The organism is Paenibacillus macerans, from assembly GCF_900454495.1.
GTDB classification, from domain to species: Bacteria; Bacillota; Bacilli; order Paenibacillales; family Paenibacillaceae; genus Fontibacillus; species Fontibacillus macerans.
The window spans coordinates 3396413-3413678 of sequence record NZ_UGSI01000001.1 but is presented as its reverse complement, the minus strand read 5'-3'; the positions used below and the strand labels follow the sequence as shown (position 1 = coordinate 3413678).

Sequence of the window (17266 nt, the reverse complement as noted above, 5' to 3'; positions counted from 1 at the left end):
TTAATCTCCCCTTTTTTTGGATTTCAACAAATTTTGCGTAAAGCGGTCCAGCACGATCGCGAGTACGACGACGGCCAGACCGGCTTCGAAGCCTTGACCGATTTTAAGCTGGGTCACGGCCCGGTAAACGGTGGCCCCGATTCCCTGCGCGCCGATCATGGACGCGATGACGACCATGGACAGCGACAGCATGATCGTTTGGTTCACCCCGGCCATCAGCGTCGGCATCGCCAAAGGCAGCTCGACCTTAAACAGCTTCTGCCAGGACGTGGAGCCGAAAGCGTTGGCCGCTTCGGTTAATTCGCCGGACACCTGCTTGATGCCCAGATAGGTTAGCCGAATTGTCGGCGGGATCGCAAAAATGACCGAGGCGATGACGCCGGGAACGACCCCCAGACTGAAAAAGGTAACGGCCGGCAGCAAATACACGAACGCCGGCATCGTCTGCATGAAATCAAGCAGCGGTGCGATGATCCGGTGGGTAACTTTGCTGTAGGCGCTCCAAATCCCGATCGGAATCCCCAGCAGGATCGAAATCAGCCCCGACGTGATGACAAGGCCAAGCGTGTTCATCGTTTCTTGCCAATAACCGAGGTTATCGATCAGCAGAAAACCGATCACCGTAAACAAGGCAAGCTTCCATTTGCCGATCAAATAAGCGAGAATGCCGATGATGGCGATAAACAGAAGCGGGTGAGGCAGCAAAAACAAACCGGCAAAGAAATTCACGATCGATTCGATCACCAGGGACAAGCCGTCGAAAAATCCTCCCAAATACGTGCTCATCCAATCGACGATCGACTCAATCCAGTCGGCTAGCGGCAACTTCGGAATCGAGTTCATGACCGGTCACCTCCTTCGTCTCATGATGAGTTTCTCCGGCAAGCGCGCCGAGCACGGCGCCGCGCACGATAACGCCAAGCAGGCGTTCCTGTTCGTCCACAACCGCCAGCGGCACTTTGGACGAGCTAGTGACCTCGAACAAATCGCTCAGCACGGTATCCGGCATAACCCGCGGACCGTCCTGAATCAGGATGTCGCTGAGCGAAGCTCCGGTTTTCGCCGCGGACGAGGCGTCCTCGGCGGTAATGACGCCGAGCAGGCGCTTGCTGCGGTCGATGACAAACAGGTTGGAGATTCCCCGTTCGCGCATCAGCTCCAGGGCCACCCGCGGCCCGCGGTCCGGGTAAATCGTCTCCGGACGCCGCATCACGCGCGCGGCGGTCAGCACTTTGGACAGATCGACGTCTTCGATGAACCGCTCGACGTAGCGGTCGGCCGGGTTCGTCAGCATTTCCTCCGGCGTTCCGATCTGCACCAGCGCGCCGTCCTTCATGAGCGCGATCCGGTCGCCGATGCGCAGCGCTTCGTCCAGATCGTGCGTAATAAAGACGATCGTTTTTTTCATTCTTTCCTGCAGCTCGAGCAGTTCGTCCTGCATGTCGCGGCGAATCAACGGATCCAGCGCGCTGAACGCTTCGTCCATCAGCAAAATCTCCGGGTCGTTGGCCAGCGCCCGGGCCAGACCGACCCGCTGCTGCATGCCGCCGCTAAGCTGCTCGGGATATTGATTTTCCCAGCCCTTCAGTCCGACGAGCTCCAGCGCCTGCATTGCTTTTTCCTTCCGATCGCTTTTGTTTACTTTTTGAACTTCAAGCCCGTATTCCACGTTTTGCAGCACCGTGCGGTGCGGGAACAAGGCGAATTTCTGGAACACCATGCCGATCGATTTTCTCCGCACTTCGCGAAGCTGCGATTTATTCATTTTCAGCAAGTCCTGTCCGTGCAGCAGAATTTCACCTGCCGTAGGTTCGATGAGCCGGTTCAGCATCCGCACAAGCGTCGATTTGCCGCTGCCGGACAGGCCCATGATGACGAAAATTTCCCCTTCGCGGATATCCAGGCTCACCTGGCCGACGCCAATCGTAATGCCTTTCTCTTTAAGCAGGCGTTCTTTCGTATAACCTTGCTTCAGCAAAGGTATGCCCTGCTCCGCGTGCGGGCCAAACAATTTGCTTACTTCATGGACACGCAATATTTCCTTACTCATATATTCACTCCTCTTCTTAACAACTTTGCCCTCCGATGCCTGACTTCGCTGCAGCAAAAAGCAAGGCGAAGCGGTCAGCATCGCATCAACCTATGTATAACAGTCTAACAGGTAAAACAAACATATATCAAAGCTCAAATCCGTACGTAAGGAACGTACAGAAAAAACTGAACGTAACGAATCTACGGATAACTCTCGTATGCTCCCATATCCTGCCGAAGTCGCTTCTTTACATTTCGGCAGGCTTTCCTTAAGATAGAATAAGCGTTAGACTACGCAGTGTTAGATGGCGCCAACACCATAGAATCATGGTTCGCAATGAATAGGAGGTTGCAAGCATGAGCTTGGACCAGCTCACGGAAGAACAGCATGCGTCATTAATGAAGGTACGCAAGCGTGTTATAGAAGCGATTGGCAGAAATATGGACTTATATGGCATTTCTCTATCAACGGGCCATTTGTACGGGCTGCTTTTTTTTGCGGATAAGCCGATGACCCTGGATGAGATGGGCGTCGAAATGAGTATGAGCAAGACCAGCATGAGCACGGGCGTGCGAACGCTGCTTGATCTCAAAATGGTGAATAAAGTATGGGAGAAAGGCTCGCGCAAGGACTTATATGAAGTCGAATACGATTGGTATCAGACGTTTACGGACTTTTTTGCCATTAAATGGAGAAAAGCCGTGGAAGGCAACATTCTGGTGCTGCGCCGTTCCCTGGATGAATTGAACCGCTGTCTGGCGAGCGAGCCGGAAGGACCGCTTCGCAAGGTGCTGGAGGAAGATGCTCGCAAAATGAGGGAAGCGGTAAAATATTACGAGTGGCTGGACCGTTTGATCGATACGATGGAAAGCGGGGACATCTACCAGCTCGTACCTAAACCTGAATAATACGCGCCTTATTGTAAAAAAACGCTTATTCCCGGCCTGTAGATAGGCCGAAGGGAATAAGCGTTTTTAATATACCCCGATGTTGTCCAGCATGATTTTGGCCGGGCCGCCATTCAAGCGGAAGGCCAGGCGGGTAATGCCGGGCGACGGGTCAAAGCCCGGCTTCGCCGCGGCGAAGGCCGCTAACGGCAGGCGGCAGGTTTGGAATACCGCTTCGGTCGGATGCTTGTATTTGCCTTCCGACAGGTTCCGCTCCAGCCACGGATGAATTGTGAAAGTGGTCTCCGGAAGCGGAGCCCTGTCCATAAATGCGGACAATGGCAGGACGGCGGATGTGCCATGGCCGTCGGTCAGCTCTACGCTGATCTCCGCAGAAGCGGCCGCATCGGCAGCCCCCGAATCGTTTGGTTCAAGTTCATGGTTTAAGGCCGCCAATGAAAAGGACAACCATTCGGGAGCGGACCCGCCCGGCCCGGGAACGGGGGCGCCTTGCTCCCATTGCAGAGCGTAAACGGAGCCGGCGCCGCCCCTTGCCGCGCTTTCGCTGCGCTCCAGCACGATGCCGCGGGTCGGTTTGCTGACGTTGTGCCGGTTTTTGGCGTTTTGCTCCGTCCAGATGAGGCCGCTGGCCTCCGCTTTTCCGCCGCCGGGAATCGACGCCCTGTTTGTGTCCTCGTCAAAGCGGGCCCATGGGATAAATGATCCGCTCTCAAACCGGTTATAATAGTCCGTATCCGGCAGCCAGGACATTCCGGCGCGATAGTCCTGAAACAAGGCAAGGTATGACTCTTGCTCCTGTTGTTCCTGCTCCTGCCGCTGCAGCGTTTCCTCCAAAAATGCGGAAATGTACACCTTCGCGATTTCCCGCTGCTCGTCGGGAGCCAGCATGCCGCTTCGGCTAAGCAGGATGCCTTTCGGATAACTGACATCGCTGGCCCCCCAGCTGCTGTTAAACTGGCTGTGGTTGGCGTCGGCGATATAGAGCGAAGCTTTGAATTTGTCCGACCCGCGGGAAAACGTGGTCCTCATGTACTGGCGGTCGCCGTCGAAATCGTTGACATCGCCGTCCCGGGCGCCCTGCAGCGTCAAGTAGCTGACGTCCCGCAGCCTGGTGTATTTGTTGTCCACCTTTTTGTCGGTGGGGGCAATGGCAACCGCGGCTTGAATCCGGAACGAGTCCAGGCTTTGCAGCGACGCGTCGGAACCGAACCAATTCCGGTAATCGGCGGCCATGGCGGCCGCTTGCCCTCCGCGCGAATGGCCGATCAGGGCGATTTGTCCGAAGTCGATTTTCCCGTATAACGGATTGCCCGGCTCGGCGGCAAACTCTCCGATTTGCTGCAAATGCTTCAGCAGCATCCAGGCGCGCACCTTCATATCATTGTCGGGAATCCCCGACCATGCCGAATAGTTCAAAAAGTTTTCGTCCACCGAAACGGCCACATATCCCCGGCTGGCCAAAAGCTCGCCCAAATAAGCGTATCCCCCGTCGGAAAAGTCCTCCATCAAATGGTTGCCGTGAACGATCAGAACGAGCGAATAGGGGCCGGCGTACCCCGAATTTCCTTTGCCCGCATCCGGCATCCATACCCGGCCGTTGACGGGAAGCGCGCGCTGGTCATAACCCCAAAACCAGGTGCGGAGCCTCGGCCAGTTTTTAATGTAAGCGGAGGCGTCAACGGATGCGGACCGCAGATCCGTCTCTTTCCCGAATTCCGGCTGCCAGCGGTCTTTACCGCTCCCATAATATAATGTAGAAACTCGATAAGGTCCCGGATTGGCCGGATTATCGGCCGGTTCGAAAGCGCCGGAAGCGGTAAGGGAAGCCGGCATAAGATCGGTTTGCGGCGAAACCTCCGGCCAGACGGCGGCGGTAAGTCCAAACAGCGCAAGCGCCGCAAGCAGGCCGGTTTTGGCGCGAAGCGGGACACGCAGGCGGACGATCCATGCGGCAATCAAGCCGGCGATGGCTCCGGCCAGCGTCGCCGCGCCGGATATTACCGCCGCAGCGGCAAGAGGCACATCATTATAATAGAAGATGAAAAAAATGACGATCAGATCATACAACACGGTTCCCGCAAACAGGCGGGGGACCGGTATTCCGATCAGCGCCAGCAGGGCCGCGGCCGCGTGCGCGGCGGCGAACATTCCCATCGTCCCCGTCAATACGAACAGCAGCATGTCGAAGGCGGACCCGAGGCCTGTAGGCATGCCCAAAGCCAGCAGCATAAAAGCCAACATACCCGCGCCCCATGGACCGGCTGCGGCAAAACGCCAATAGGCGGTATCGTACCGGTAAGCGCCTTGAATCCGGCGGATCAGCCGGTAACGCAGCGTCGGTTTCTGCAGAACAAGTTCGGTTAGTACCTGTAGTTCCATAATTCCCCCAAACCGGTTTAGACTTCTGACGTTATTGTAACATGCCGGGCATGGACGGAGGAACAGGGGCAAACTGTCTTTCGCTTAGGTTCGCAGGTTAACGGCGTTCTAGCGGCCGCGGCCGGCGCCGGAGCGAAACCGTACCGCCGACCAGACGATCAGCAGGGTCAGCACGGCGAGACAGACCGATATGCTGATCCGGTTTTGCGCGTCAAACAAAAACATCAGGGCGATGACCGATAAGCAGATAATCGTTAAGATCGTAATATAGGGATATCCCCAGACTTTAAAGCCCGGCGTTCCCGGATAGGATTTGCGCAGCTTAAGCTGGGACAAGCAGATCGTAATCCAAACGAGCACCACGACGAAACCCGGCACGGCCATCAGCAGGCGAAATAAGCCGGCTTGATTCAAATAGGCGACCAGCGAACCGAGGATCAGCACGCTGCCGCAGAGCTTCAGGCTGTTGACCGGAACCCCTTGGGCCGAAATTCGGGCGAGTAAAGCCGGAGCTTCGCCGCCCGCCGCCATGGAGTGGAGCATGCGGGTAGCGCCGTAAATGCCGGAATTGGCGGCCGACAAAACGGCCGTAATCAGGATGAAATTCATCAGGTGCGCCGAGCCCTGCAAACCGGCGGATGCCAGCACCTGGACGAACGGGCTGGTCTGTTCGTTCAGGCTGTTCCACGGGACCAGTCCGCAGATGATGAGAATCGGCAGCGTATAAAACAGGACGACGCGCAAAATAAAGCTTTTGACGACCCGGGGCAGCACCTTTTCGGCATTTTGCGCTTCCGATAACGTCAGCCCGATCAGCTCGGAGCCGCCGTAAGAGAACATGACGACCAGCAGGGCCGAGAAAATGGCGGTCCAGCCGTGAGGGAAAAAGCCGCCGTAAGCGGTGTAGTTGTACGGGAACGGTGCCCCGTCCCCGGGAATCCAGCCGAACAGGATGGCCGCGCCCAGCACGATGAACACCACGATCATGGCGATTTTGATGCCGGCGAGCCAAAATTCGAATTCCCCGTATCCGCCGACGCTCATCGTGTTGACGGCCAGGATGAAGGCCGCGCTGGCCAGGCTCAAAACCCAGAGCGGCACGCCCGGGAGCCAAAACTGCAGGAAGCTGCCGGCGGCGATGACCTCGATGACGCAGACGGCCAGCCACATAAAGCAATACAGCCAGCCGATGATAAAAGATACCCGTTCCCCGAACGCTTGGCGGATGAAGTCTTTCATATTCCGGCCCGGATAAACGGTGGCCATTTCGGCGATCGCCCCCATCACGACAAGCAGCAGCAAGCCGGCGAAAACGTAGGAAAAAATGACGCCTGGACCGGCCAGGCTTACCGTTTCCGCGCTGCCTTTGAAAATGCCGGTGCCGATCACGCCGCCCATCGCCATAAAACTGATATGGCGCGGCAGCAATTTTTTTTGCAAAGTGGTTTGGTTGTTGGATTTCATAACGCTAAAGGCCCCCTGAAAAGGATGTTGGTCGTAAATGGATATTTACTAATCTTACTGCAAAATGGCGGAGATAGGAAATGACAAACCTCGTCTTTTGTCTTGACAAATATTTTACAGCCGGGGTTTAATAGGTAAATAGTTTTCGCATAAATGTGAACAAAGAAAGGCGAACTCCATGAATACGCATCTCAAAAACATTCATCCTTTATCCTGGACTATTATTGTTGGCACGATCTTTGGCCGGATGGCCACATCCATGAGCATTCCGTTCTTGTCCATTTATTTGATCAAATCGATGGGCGCGACCGCCTCGGAAACCGGGATCGTCGTCGCCGTCAGTTCGCTGATCGGCGTGTTCGCCAGCTTTTACGGAGGATACATCTCGGACGTCATTGGACGAAAAAGAGTGCTGTATATATCCATTTTCGGCTGGGCGCTCGTGTTCGTCGGCTTTGCTTTGGCGGACAAGGTATGGGTATTTTTCGTCATGAACGCGCTCAACGGGCTGTGCCGGGCGATGTTCGAGCCGACCTCGCGGGCGCTGCTGGCCGACATTACGACGCAGGAGAGCAAGATACTCGTATTTAACCTTCGTTACGCGGCGATCAATCTGGGCGTGGTCATCGGGCCGATTCTCGGCATGCAGCTCGGCGCTTCGGAATCGGGCATCGCTTTTTATTTTGCCGGCCTCGTCTATTTCCTGTACGGCATCGTGCTGCTGATCCAGTTCATGGCCCATAAAAATATCGGCACCGCCGAACGGGGGGCCGGCGAGCGCCTGACATTAAAAGGGGCCCTGCAGGTGACCGGCCGGGATCGGACGTTTGTGTACGTACTGATCGGGATGATCTTTTGCGTGCTGGGCTACGGCCATTTCGACTCCACGTTGGCGCAGTATATGGAAATGAGCCCGGATATCGAAAACGGGGCCAAGTGGTTCAGCTATATGCTGTCGCTCAATGCGATCGTCGTATTGGCCGTGCAGTTTCCGCTCGTCCGGTTGGCCAGCCGTTTTTCGCCGATCGTCCCGATCATCGCCGGCAATTTGTTCGTTTCTTGCAGTTTGCTTCTGTTCGGATCGTTCCATACGATTTGGGCGTTTATCCTCGGGGTCGTTATCTTTACGATCGGGGAAGTGCTGATGTTTACGATGACGGATGTGCTGGTCGACCGGATCGCCAAGCCGGAGCTGCGCGGCACTTATTTCGGCGTTTTCGGGTTCAACAACCTGGGGAACACGCTGGCCCCGCTGCTCGGCGGATTTTTGCTGGATTCGCTGGGCGCCGGGGCGGCGCTGCCCATTTTCGCGATCCTTGCCTTGACGACCGCCTGCGGCGTGCCGTTTCTGCTGTTGGCCAACCGCCATTCGGGGGACGGCAGGCCGGCCAAAGCGGCCGAAGCCGCCGAGGCTGCGGCGCAAAGCTAAGACGGCGCTGGCCACGGCCAGCTCGGCTAAGAGCTCCGTTGCTATACGGCAACGTGTGACTATGTTTCGCCCCGGTGCCTTTTGTAATACTGCGTTGGCGAGACGCCGGCGTATTTTTTGAACAGCTTGCTGAAATGATACGGATCGTCCAGCCCTGTCAAATACCCGATTTCGCCGAAGCTGAGATGGGTCGCCTCGATCAGTTCCTTGGCATGGTTAATGCGGATCAGGTTCACGTAGCGCATGATGCTGTGCCCGGTGAACTTGCTGAAAACCCGGTTGATATAGTCGTAGTTGCAGTCGAATTCCTGCTCGATGTCCGAGCTGGTTATTTTGCCGGCATAGTTTTGGTGGATATAATCGAGCAGGGCATGCACTTTGATGAACGATTTGGAGTTGTTTCTAGGGTCCGCCTGCAGCGCGTTCATAAAATGCTCCCGGGACACCTCGATCAGCCATTCGGTCAGCTTCAGCGCGGTCAGCCCCCGGTTGAAATATTTGCGTCTGTACAGCTGCAGCATGTCGTTCATCGCATGGAAGGACAGCGGCTGGCTGTTTTTGGACAAGGTGTAGGCTTTGGGAAAATAACAAAGCGGGCTGCCCGGCCCCGACTGCTCGGCGCCTTCCTCCACGATCAAATGCCGGGCCAGCGTGAGCAGATCGGGAATCTCGACGGACTTCATGTCCGGATGCTCAAAATGAATGTAATAATAGTCGCAGGCGCGTTTTTCGATCCCCTCGTGCTCCAAGTCCGGTTCAAGGATGAACACATCCCCTTTTTTCAATATATATGGAACCCCGTTCTCCCGGATATGCAATTCCCCGCTTTTAATAAAGTACAAAATATGCTCATTGATCGTTCTTTTAAAATGAATCCACGGATTCGGGTAAGAAACGAACCCCATCAGTTTGATTTTGGGCATCACCTCGATGTTGATGGCAAGCATACGGATATCCCCCTTGGGCAAAATGAAAAAGTCGTTTTTGTACAAAAAGAGTATGTGTTAGGCATTCCCGTTCATTCTATCACAGCCTATACTGGAGTAGAAATTGAAAGCGATTTTGTGTGAAGAGGCGAGGCAGCATGGGAAAGTTGAAAATCGGCGTGATCGGTTTGGGCGGAATTGCGGGGGCTCACATCGCCGGTATTTTGGCCAGCCCGGACGCGGAAGTATGGTCCATTTGCGATGCCAATAAGGAGGCTCTGGCGAAGCGGGGAGAAGAGCTGAATATTCCCGCAGCGCGGAGATATGAAAGTTACTTGCGGCTGCTTGACGACCCCGAGCTGGATGCCGTGACGATCGCCACGCCGAACCAAAGCCACTTTGCGATCGCCCGGGAGGCGATCCGGCAGCGCAAGCCGTTTGCCCTGGAGAAGCCGGTATCCCTTGATACGCGCGAGGCGGCCGAATTGCGCGACGCAATCGCGGCCGCGCCGCTGCCCCACATGGTATGTTTCAGCTACCGCTACAAAAAAGCGGTCAGATATGCCAAGGCGCTGCTCAGCCAGGGGCGTTTGGGCGTAATTAAACATGTGTACAGCCAGTATCTCCAAGGCTGGGGGCTGGACGAACGCATCCCGCTGGTCTGGAGATTCCGCAAAGATCTGGCCGGCTCCGGAGCGCTGGGCGATCTGGGCTCGCATATCCTTGATCTGCAGCGCCTCCTGGTCGGCAACGTCGAGCGGGCGATCGCCGACGCGGACACGATCGTGAAAGAGCGCGCTTTGCTGGACGGCGAAGGCAAAGGCGAGGTCGATGTCGACGACTTCTGCCATGTGCTGGCCCGGCTCAGCGGCGGCGTTTCCGCGACGATGGCGATCTCTAGGTTCGCTTACGGGCGGGGCAATTACCAGCGGATGGAGATTTACGGCAGCGCCGGGGCGCTCGTTTACGATTTGGAGGAAGAGGATGCCCTTTATGTCCGCTTCGACGAAGACGGAGACAAAGATTTCCGCAAAGTCGACATCCCGGATTCCTATCAGGCCGGTCAGATTCAGTCGTTTATCAACCTCGTTCTGGGCAAGGGCGACGGATTTGACGCCACGCTGGAAGACGGTTATATGAACCAACGAACGATCGACTCCATCATCGCTTCGTTTACGGAAGAGAAATGGATCACTATTCAGCAGGAGGATGTTTGGCATGTCAACCATTAAGGTAACGGTATGGAACGAGTTTCGTCACGAGAAACTTAGTGATCAGGTCAAAGCGATTTATCCCGAAGGCATTCATATGGCGATCGCGGGTTATTTGAAGAACAATGAAGATTACGAGGTGAAGACGGCCGTCCTTGACGATCCGGAGCATGGACTGACCGATGATGTGCTGGATCAAACGGACGTGTTGATTTGGTGGGGGCATGTGGCCCATGATGAAGTCAGCGACGAAGTGGTGGAAAAGGTGCGGCAAAAAGTGCTCGGCGGGATGGGGCTGATCGTGCTCCATTCCGGACACGCTTCGAAAATATTCCGGAAGCTGATGGGAACGAACACGGAATTGCTGAAATGGCGCGAAGACGGGAAGAAGGAACGGATTTGGGTGATCGAGCCGGGTCATCCGATCGCCCGCGGCCTCGGGGAATACATCGAAATCCCGAACGAAGAAATGTACGGGGAGCGGTTTGAAATCCCGGCGCCGGACGAGCTTGTCTTCATCTCCTGGTTTGAGGGCGGAGAAGTGTTCCGCAGCGGCTGCTGCTACCGCAGGGGGCAGGGAAAGATCTTCTATTTCAGACCGGGCCATGAAACGTTCCCGATCTATCATCAGCCAGAAGTGCTCAAAGTGATTTCGAACGCGGTGGATTGGGCCGCTCCGGTTCAAGGACCGACGCCGGTTTACGGGAACACCGCGCCGCTGGAGAACATCTAAGCATAGACTTGCGAAAAGCAGAAAAGCCAACCGCCTTCGTGCCAATGCGGTTGGCTTTTCTTTTCATAACGCGATTGAAGTTGAATGCTTATTTTAACGCTCCGATTGCTGTTGGCCTTGGCCGAATGCCGCTTTGGCATCTTCCGCCATTTCTTTGGCAAACTCTTCTCTTTCCTTGCTCGGAACCGGCATTTTGTTGAACTCGTCTCTTTGCACTTCATATTTGCTAGGACCTTGAGACTTTTTCTCCATACTGCTACCCTCCTTCGAGCTCCCGATAAGTCAACAGTAGGGTGCGTTGGCATGATGGGTTTTATGCATGGTAAAAGCGTTTCGGCTTAGGCCCTTGATTATTTTTTGAGTTGTTTCGGCCAAATGAAATATGTGACGGTAATGACCAAATCCACACACAGTACAACACCCCACACTCGCAGCACCCCAAGCAAAGCTTCGGTCCGGCTGGAATCGTTGATGAAATAAATCATCCCGGCGAGCAGCAGACCTCCGATCAGAAACGCGAGGATGTGACGGATAAATCCTTTCAATTCATGTTTGGCATGGTCCATGCCGTAACGCTTTTCCGGCTTGGCGGCTTCCTCTTTGGCCACGTAGTAGCGGAACTTGGCGTCGGCCCAGTCTATCATGCTTTTTCCGCAGGCGATCGATACCCCGATATATACGGCGGCAAGCGCATGGGCCGTCGTGGCCGTTGCCCCGTTGTACAGGTCGACGCCGGTAATGACGAACAGGATCAGGTCGATGACCGGAGTCAGAGCAAGCAAGGCCAACCCCAGCTTGGGTCTTTTCCATAAATAACGAACGATTAATCCTGCGGCAATGACCACCCAAAAGGCGATTTCGCAGGCGACGATTGTCCAGGCCACCGTGTTCATGCGTGTTTTCCCTCCTGCAATTTGCAAAGTCTTGAAGTATTGTAGCATCCTTATTTATTTAATACAACTGTATTTAATAAATTGTATTGTTGGCCCAGGGCTGGTAAACTGAAGATATGCCAAAACAAGTAGATCATGATCAAAGAAAACAAACGATCGCCGAAGCGACGTGGCGGGTTATTTTGCAGCAGGGGATGGAAGGGGCGTCGGTGCGCAATATCGCCAAGGAGGCGGGGATGTCGGCCGGCGCGCTGCGCCATGATTTTTCCTCGCAGGAGGAACTGCTTCGCTATGCCATGAATTTGGTGAAGGAGAAGGCGGCGGCCCGGATTAACGAGATCGCTGAGCTGGACCTGCCGCCGAAGAAGAAAGTGCTGAGATTATTGCTGGAGATCGTGCCGACCCGCGAGGAAACCAGGGCGGAAATGGAGGTGTGGCTGGCGTTTACGTCCTATTTCCGGCACAAGCAGCCCGGCTTTGACGCGCAGCATGACGGGATACATCAAATGATGCGGCAGATCATCGCTTATTTGGGTGAGCAGGGGCTGCTGAATGCGGGAGCGGATCAAGAGCTGGAGGCGGAGCGGTTGTACGCCCTGATCGACGGCATCGCGCTCCATGCGCTGCTCGATCCGCAGCGGCTGGGCGCGGACAAGATCAGCCGCATCCTGGTGCATCACCTGGACTCGATAATGAATGTGGCCGAGAAGTAGGCGGACTGGGCGGGAGCCGTTACGCCGCTACGGCTTATGCCCGCGGGCCTGAGCTATTTGTTTTTCCGCGACAAATTCAGCAGGGACAAGCCGAAAAACAAAACTGTAGTCCCGAGCAAAATGACGATGCTTAGCCAGTTCTCCACCGTGTAGCCGCCGAATTGATACACCACGCCCATGCGCCGCGTGAACTCCGCCTCCATTCCGGCCGGCGCTCCGGCGAAGGAGATCGCCAGCGGCCGCTCCAGCATTACGCTGCGAATGAGCATGCCGGCGTGCGATACGGGAAATGCCTTGATGACCCATTGCACCGCTTCCGGCAGGCTGCCCATCGGGTACGTAAATGCCGGTCAGGAAGCCGCTCAGCGTTCCGATCACCGTGCTGGCCGCCGAGAAGGCGTTTTGGCTGCGCAAAAACGTGGTGAGGAAAAATACGATCGAGCTGCTGGACAGCTTCATGATGTTCAAAATGCAGCTTTTGCTGATCCGCACAAAATCGGCCCGGGCGAATTGCTGCTCCAGCTCGTAAAGCCGCAGACTGCATTCATAAACGTCCTTCTCGCAATAAGCGAACGTTTTGTCGTCGATGGACTCGAAATAGTAGATGTCCTCGGGCCGCAGCGGATAGGTTGCGCCGTCCTTTTTTCCCGTGATGGAAAAGCCGTAAAGGCGAATTTGCGCGATCAGCTTCTCCAATTCGGCGTCGATCAGCCTGCATTTGATGGTGATTTCCACGTCCTCATGGTCAAGCGATTGGTCGATAATCAATTTCAAAGGGTTCACTCCCCGGTATCCTTATCTATTGGTGAGTTAACCATATCACGGCGATTTTTACGGAAGCAATACCGCCGCAGGCAAGCTGCACGCTGAAAGGGGTAAGATGCGTGAGCGAGTTCGCCTGTTCGGCGGGGTAAGGCTTGCGCCATCTTGCAATTTCGGGCGGGGCCCAATGCATCCGCCTGCTTGGCCAACGTTGGCCGAGCCGGAGCTAGTCTGCATAATCGGCCAAGTTCCCTCATAGACATGTATCAGTTTAGGAAATCAAACTGCAGAGGGGATGATCTCATGCGCCGTTTCTCATGGTTGGGGATGCTGACCATCGTGCTGGCTTTAAGCGTTGTGCTGGCTGCATGCGGGAAAAAGGACGCTGACGGCGTCGTCAAGGATTTGGACAAAGTGGTCGCCGGATTAAAGAGTTATCAAGGTTCAGGTACGATGACGCTTTATACCGGCGACAAGCCGCAGGAGTATAAGGTGGAGGTGTGGTATCAGAACCCGTCGTTCTACCGGATCGCGCTGACGAATGCGCAGAAGGATATCACGCAAATCGTGCTCCGCAACGAGCAGGGCGTTTACGTGCTCACGCCAAGCCTGAACAAGAGCTTCCGCTTCCAGAGCGATTGGCCGGAAAACCAAGGCCAGGTTTATCTGTATCAGACGCTGGCCCGCAGCATTTTGACCGACGGCTCGAGGCAGTTCGAAACCGACAAGGACAGCTATATTTTTGAAGTGGCCGCCAACTACAACACCCATGCGCTCGTACGGCAAAAAATCTGGCTGGCCAAAGACAACTATGCGCCGAAACAAGTTCAGGTCTCCGATGCCGAAGCCAAAGTTGTTGTCGAAGTGAAATTCGACAAATTTGATTTTGATGCGAAGTTCAACGACAAATCGTTCGACATGCAGCACAACCTCGACGCGGCGGCACAGGACGCCCAAGGGACGCTGCTGGAGGTCGATGAGAATGGGATGCTCGTCGAGAAGCCGGTCTCGGAACAAGCGGACGGAACCGGAACCGCATCCGCCGGCGGAGCCAGTGCGGAGCAGCCGTCGAGTCCGGCTCTGTCGGAACCGTTCGGCGTCATTATTCCCACCTATTTGCCGGACGGCGTGGAGTACAAGGACGATAAAGTTGTGGAAGGCAGCGAGCGTATCACCGTGCTTCAGCGTTATGACGGTACATATCAGTTTACGCTGTCGGAGACGCGTTCCCCGGACCGCACCGCCTCGCTGGTGCCCGGCGAACTGGTCGACATGGGCTTTACCTGGGGCTTCTTGACCGGCGAGGAGCTGCAAACCTTGACCTGGACCGTGGACGGTTTGGAGTTCCGGATCACAAGCGAAAACCTGCCTGTCCATGAAATGGTTAAAGTCGCCGCTTCTATGCAGGATCAAACGGGTAAATAATGATATGAACAGGCGGATTACGGCTGTTCCGGCTATCGTGACCGAGTTGGCCGGGCCCGTCTTTTCGCCTGCTTTTGTTTGGCCGCCTTCACTTGCCTTAAAATGGGTGCTTCTGCAGAATTGACAGCCGCCCCCCTGACCATTACGATTAGTGTAATGCTCAGGATGTTTTTGGACTTTCAATCTTTAGAGAAGGTGACCTAGAAGTGCAAGTGAAGTATCGACCTACCCATGCAGAAATTGATTTGGACGCGCTTGAAGCGAATTTCTTGGCGCTGCGGAGAAGATTGCCCGCAGACATGAAATTGCTTGCTTGTGTAAAAGCTAATGCTTATGGACACGGTGCCGTGCCTGTGGCGAAAGAATTGGAAAGGATCGGCGCGGATTATCTCAGCGTCGCGTTTTTGGATGAGGCGCTTGAACTCCGGAGCGCCGGGATCAAGCTTCCGATTCTCGTATTGGGGTATACGCCCCCGCATGGCGTCCGTACCGCTTGGGAGCACGACATCACGCTGAACGTGTTCAGCGAAGAGGTGCTGGAGGAAATCGCTACGCTTGATCCGGCGGAATTCCCGCATAAGCTGAAAGTCCATGTCAAAATCGACTCCGGGATGGGGCGTTTGGGCCTGCTGCCGGGAGATGGTGCGGTTGCCTTCGTACGCAAGGCCTTGCAGATTCCGCAGGTGGAAGTGGAGGGGTTGTTCACCCATTTCGCCACGGCGGACGATGCGGACAAAAGCTATACATTGGAACAGTTCAGCCGGTTTCAGGGAGTGGTAAACGCGCTGCGGGAGCATGAAATTGAGATCCCGATCATACATACGGGTAATAGCGCGATCTCCATCGACTTGCCGGAATTGTCGCTCCGGATGGCAAGAATCGGCATCGCTTTATACGGTCTTTATCCGTCCGATGAAGTGCGGAAGGACGAGGTGCAGCTCACCCCGGTGCTGTCGCTCAAAACGCGGTTGGTTTGGGTGAAAACGCTGCCCCCTCATTCCGCGGTCAGCTATGGGGCGAGATACGTAACCCGGCGGGAGGAGCTGATCGGCACCCTGCCGATCGGTTACGCGGACGGGTATTCCCGGATGCTGAGCGGCAAGGCGCAAGTACTGATACGCGGGCGCCGCGTCCCTGTGGTCGGAACGATTTGCATGGACCAATGTATGGTTTCGCTTCAAACTTTGGCTGATGAAGCCGAAGTAATTCAAGCCGGCGAGGAGGTTGTGCTCATCGGTCAGCAGTCCGGCGAGGAAATTAGCGCCGGCGAGCTGGCTTCCGCACTTGGAACCATTCATTACGAAGTGGTGTGTATGCTTGCTCACCGTGTACCCCGGGTATACAAACGCAAGGGTCAGCCTGACGTGTTGATCAATCCGCTGCTGTAAACATTCGTTTCCGCAGACAAAATTCAACAAAACTTTTCGCCCGCATGAAGGATTTTGTGCCAGGTCCATCGAAATAGCAAATAGATGGAAGTTGTTCAGGTATGTACGGCATTGTCATTTTTGTTTATAATGAAATGCAGCATACTTGATATACCAATGGCATATATTTTTGTATAAATTCCCTTGAATAATGCTATACTGATGACAGGGAATCAGGGTCGACAAGGTTTTGGGGGTGGAAGTTAAGGATGGCCAATATGCACAACACCAAAAGAATCATGATCAGTTTGCCGGATCATCTTTTGCAGGAAGTGGATGGGATCGTTGCGATGGAAAATTCCAACCGCAGCGAGTTGATCAGACAGGCCATGAAGCTGTATCTGAACGAACGCAAGAAGCGGTTCATTCGCGAATCGATGCAGCGCGGGTATATGGAGATGGCTAAAATCAATTTGTCCATGGCCTCGGAAGCATTCCATGCGGAGGAAGATGCAGACATCACTCTGGACCGCCTAGTAAGCGGGGTGTAAACATTGATCGTAAAGCGCGGCGACGTTTTTTTTGCAGACCTCTCTCCTGTCGTTGGATCAGAGCAGGGCGGGGTAAGACCTGTGCTTATCATCCAGAATGATATCGGCAATCGATTTAGCCCTACGGCCATTGTTGCCGCTATTACGGCACAAATCCAAAAAGCAAAGCTGCCGACCCATGTGGAGATCGATGCGGCTACGCACGGATTTGACAGGGATTCCGTGATTTTGCTGGAACAGATACGTACGATCGACAAACAACGACTTACCGATAAAATTACCCATTTGGACGAAGAGACGATGAAAAAAGTTAACGATTCGCTGCTGATTAGTCTCGGTTTGATCGATTTTTGATATGTGCGCGCGAGTTTGATGCGCGGACAGACGCTCCGGAGTGTTTCCGGGGCGTTTTTTGTGTTGGTTTAGAAGCAAACCTGAATCGGAGCTTAATATTTTCTGAAAGGATTATCCAC

At 54.8% G+C, this 17266-nt stretch carries 17 protein-coding genes; 9 read left to right on the top strand and 8 right to left on the bottom strand.

Going from position 1 to position 17266, the window contains the following annotated elements; all coding sequences use genetic code 11:
• Both DYE26_RS15435 and DYE26_RS15430 read right to left on the bottom strand, forming a co-directional pair.
• On the bottom strand, positions 1 to 843 hold the full coding sequence (locus DYE26_RS15435; RefSeq protein WP_155620563.1) for an ABC transporter permease: 843 nt from the start codon (positions 841 to 843) through the stop codon (positions 1 to 3).
• Positions 803 to 2050: a quaternary amine ABC transporter ATP-binding protein gene (locus tag DYE26_RS15430; protein ID WP_036625217.1), complete on the bottom strand. Its 1248-nt coding sequence runs from the start codon at positions 2048 to 2050 to the stop codon at positions 803 to 805. Before DYE26_RS15430 ends, DYE26_RS15435 begins: the two co-directional genes overlap by 41 nt.
• A 338-nt stretch (positions 2051 to 2388) precedes the next feature.
• Here DYE26_RS15430 and DYE26_RS15425 point away from each other — a divergent pair, with 338 nt between their 5' ends.
• On the top strand, positions 2389 to 2940 hold the full coding sequence (locus DYE26_RS15425) for a GbsR/MarR family transcriptional regulator (RefSeq protein ID WP_036625216.1): 552 nt from the start codon (positions 2389 to 2391) through the stop codon (positions 2938 to 2940).
• Positions 2941 to 3006: 66 nt separating this feature from the next.
• On the opposite strand, the gene DYE26_RS15420 is transcribed toward DYE26_RS15425, so the two are convergent.
• On the bottom strand, positions 3007 to 5319 hold the full coding sequence (locus DYE26_RS15420; protein WP_036625215.1) for an alpha/beta hydrolase family protein: 2313 nt from the start codon (positions 5317 to 5319) through the stop codon (positions 3007 to 3009).
• Between the two features lie 108 nt (positions 5320 to 5427).
• Positions 5428 to 6783: an amino acid permease gene (locus DYE26_RS15415; protein WP_036625213.1), complete on the bottom strand. Its 1356-nt coding sequence runs from the start codon at positions 6781 to 6783 to the stop codon at positions 5428 to 5430.
• A gap of 178 nt (positions 6784 to 6961) precedes the next feature.
• Between DYE26_RS15415 and DYE26_RS15410 the strand changes: the two genes are divergently transcribed.
• The gene (locus tag DYE26_RS15410) at positions 6962 to 8212 is read left to right on the top strand and encodes an MDR family MFS transporter (protein ID WP_036625211.1); all 1251 of its coding nucleotides are present in this window, start codon (positions 6962 to 6964) and stop codon (positions 8210 to 8212) included.
• A gap of 59 nt (positions 8213 to 8271) precedes the next feature.
• Here DYE26_RS15410 and DYE26_RS15405 read toward each other — a convergent pair whose 3' ends face one another.
• Positions 8272 to 9159 carry an AraC family transcriptional regulator gene (locus DYE26_RS15405; protein ID WP_036625209.1) on the bottom strand — a complete coding sequence of 296 codons (888 nt, stop codon included), beginning with the start codon at positions 9157 to 9159 and terminating at the stop codon, positions 8272 to 8274.
• A gap of 137 nt (positions 9160 to 9296) precedes the next feature.
• Between DYE26_RS15405 and DYE26_RS15400 the strand changes: the two genes are divergently transcribed.
• Together DYE26_RS15400 and DYE26_RS15395 are read left to right on the top strand one after the other, a co-directional pair.
• Positions 9297 to 10370 carry a Gfo/Idh/MocA family protein gene (locus DYE26_RS15400; RefSeq protein ID WP_036625207.1) on the top strand — a complete coding sequence of 358 codons (1074 nt, stop codon included), beginning with the start codon at positions 9297 to 9299 and terminating at the stop codon, positions 10368 to 10370.
• The gene (locus tag DYE26_RS15395; RefSeq protein ID WP_036625205.1) at positions 10357 to 11082 is read left to right on the top strand and encodes a ThuA domain-containing protein; all 726 of its coding nucleotides are present in this window, start codon (positions 10357 to 10359) and stop codon (positions 11080 to 11082) included. The genes DYE26_RS15400 and DYE26_RS15395 overlap by 14 nt, the downstream gene beginning before the upstream one ends.
• Before the next feature lie 93 nt (positions 11083 to 11175).
• On the opposite strand, the gene DYE26_RS33465 is transcribed toward DYE26_RS15395, so the two are convergent.
• Complete coding sequence (locus DYE26_RS33465; RefSeq protein WP_164815300.1) at positions 11176 to 11334, bottom strand: hypothetical protein; 159 nt, start codon at positions 11332 to 11334, stop codon at positions 11176 to 11178.
• 98 nt (positions 11335 to 11432) lie between these two features.
• A complete protein-coding gene (locus tag DYE26_RS15390) occupies positions 11433 to 11975 on the bottom strand; it encodes a hypothetical protein (RefSeq protein ID WP_036625203.1) in 543 nt (180 codons plus the stop codon).
• Between the two features lie 116 nt (positions 11976 to 12091).
• On the opposite strand from DYE26_RS15390, the gene DYE26_RS15385 reads away from it, so the two are divergent.
• The gene (locus DYE26_RS15385) at positions 12092 to 12688 is read left to right on the top strand and encodes a TetR/AcrR family transcriptional regulator (protein ID WP_036625202.1); all 597 of its coding nucleotides are present in this window, start codon (positions 12092 to 12094) and stop codon (positions 12686 to 12688) included.
• A 27-nt stretch (positions 12689 to 12715) separates the two neighbouring features.
• Here DYE26_RS15385 and DYE26_RS15380 read toward each other — a convergent pair whose 3' ends face one another.
• The gene (locus tag DYE26_RS15380; RefSeq protein WP_051985653.1) at positions 12716 to 13462 is read right to left on the bottom strand and encodes a LytTR family DNA-binding domain-containing protein; all 747 of its coding nucleotides are present in this window, start codon (positions 13460 to 13462) and stop codon (positions 12716 to 12718) included.
• Positions 13463 to 13753: 291 nt separating this feature from the next.
• Here DYE26_RS15380 and DYE26_RS15375 point away from each other — a divergent pair, with 291 nt between their 5' ends.
• The 4 genes from DYE26_RS15375 (at position 13754) to DYE26_RS15360 (ending at position 17147) form a co-directional block, all read left to right on the top strand.
• A complete protein-coding gene (locus DYE26_RS15375) occupies positions 13754 to 14875 on the top strand; it encodes an outer membrane lipoprotein-sorting protein (RefSeq protein ID WP_036625199.1) in 1122 nt (373 codons plus the stop codon).
• A gap of 206 nt (positions 14876 to 15081) precedes the next feature.
• On the top strand, positions 15082 to 16263 hold the full coding sequence (alr, locus tag DYE26_RS15370; protein ID WP_036625196.1) for an alanine racemase: 1182 nt from the start codon (positions 15082 to 15084) through the stop codon (positions 16261 to 16263).
• A 248-nt stretch (positions 16264 to 16511) separates the two neighbouring features.
• Positions 16512 to 16793 carry a CopG family ribbon-helix-helix protein gene (locus DYE26_RS15365; RefSeq protein WP_018750966.1) on the top strand — a complete coding sequence of 94 codons (282 nt, stop codon included), beginning with the start codon at positions 16512 to 16514 and terminating at the stop codon, positions 16791 to 16793.
• Positions 16794 to 16796: 3 nt separating this feature from the next.
• Positions 16797 to 17147 carry a type II toxin-antitoxin system PemK/MazF family toxin gene (locus DYE26_RS15360; protein ID WP_009226461.1) on the top strand — a complete coding sequence of 117 codons (351 nt, stop codon included), beginning with the start codon at positions 16797 to 16799 and terminating at the stop codon, positions 17145 to 17147.
• Positions 17148 to 17266: the final 119 nt, after the last annotated feature.

Bases quoted from the DNA above. Each gene is read 5' to 3' on its own strand.
- DYE26_RS15435 (WP_155620563.1), bottom strand. From the start codon at position 843: ATGAACTCGATTCCGAAGTTGCCGCTAGCCGACTGGATTGAGTCGATC.
- DYE26_RS15430 (WP_036625217.1), bottom strand. From the start codon at position 2,050: ATGAGTAAGGAAATATTGCGTGTCCATGAAGTAAGCAAATTGTTTGGC.
- DYE26_RS15425 (WP_036625216.1), top strand. From the start codon at position 2,389: ATGAGCTTGGACCAGCTCACGGAAGAACAGCATGCGTCATTAATGAAG.
- DYE26_RS15420 (WP_036625215.1), bottom strand. From the start codon at position 5,319: ATGGAACTACAGGTACTAACCGAACTTGTTCTGCAGAAACCGACGCTG.
- DYE26_RS15415 (WP_036625213.1), bottom strand. From the start codon at position 6,783: ATGAAATCCAACAACCAAACCACTTTGCAAAAAAAATTGCTGCCGCGC.
- DYE26_RS15410 (WP_036625211.1), top strand. From the start codon at position 6,962: ATGAATACGCATCTCAAAAACATTCATCCTTTATCCTGGACTATTATT.
- DYE26_RS15405 (WP_036625209.1), bottom strand. From the start codon at position 9,159: ATGCTTGCCATCAACATCGAGGTGATGCCCAAAATCAAACTGATGGGG.
- DYE26_RS15400 (WP_036625207.1), top strand. From the start codon at position 9,297: ATGGGAAAGTTGAAAATCGGCGTGATCGGTTTGGGCGGAATTGCGGGG.
- DYE26_RS15395 (WP_036625205.1), top strand. From the start codon at position 10,357: ATGTCAACCATTAAGGTAACGGTATGGAACGAGTTTCGTCACGAGAAA.
- DYE26_RS33465 (WP_164815300.1), bottom strand. From the start codon at position 11,334: ATGGAGAAAAAGTCTCAAGGTCCTAGCAAATATGAAGTGCAAAGAGAC.
- DYE26_RS15390 (WP_036625203.1), bottom strand. From the start codon at position 11,975: ATGAACACGGTGGCCTGGACAATCGTCGCCTGCGAAATCGCCTTTTGG.
- DYE26_RS15385 (WP_036625202.1), top strand. From the start codon at position 12,092: ATGCCAAAACAAGTAGATCATGATCAAAGAAAACAAACGATCGCCGAA.
- DYE26_RS15375 (WP_036625199.1), top strand. From the start codon at position 13,754: ATGCGCCGTTTCTCATGGTTGGGGATGCTGACCATCGTGCTGGCTTTA.
- DYE26_RS15365 (WP_018750966.1), top strand. From the start codon at position 16,512: ATGGCCAATATGCACAACACCAAAAGAATCATGATCAGTTTGCCGGAT.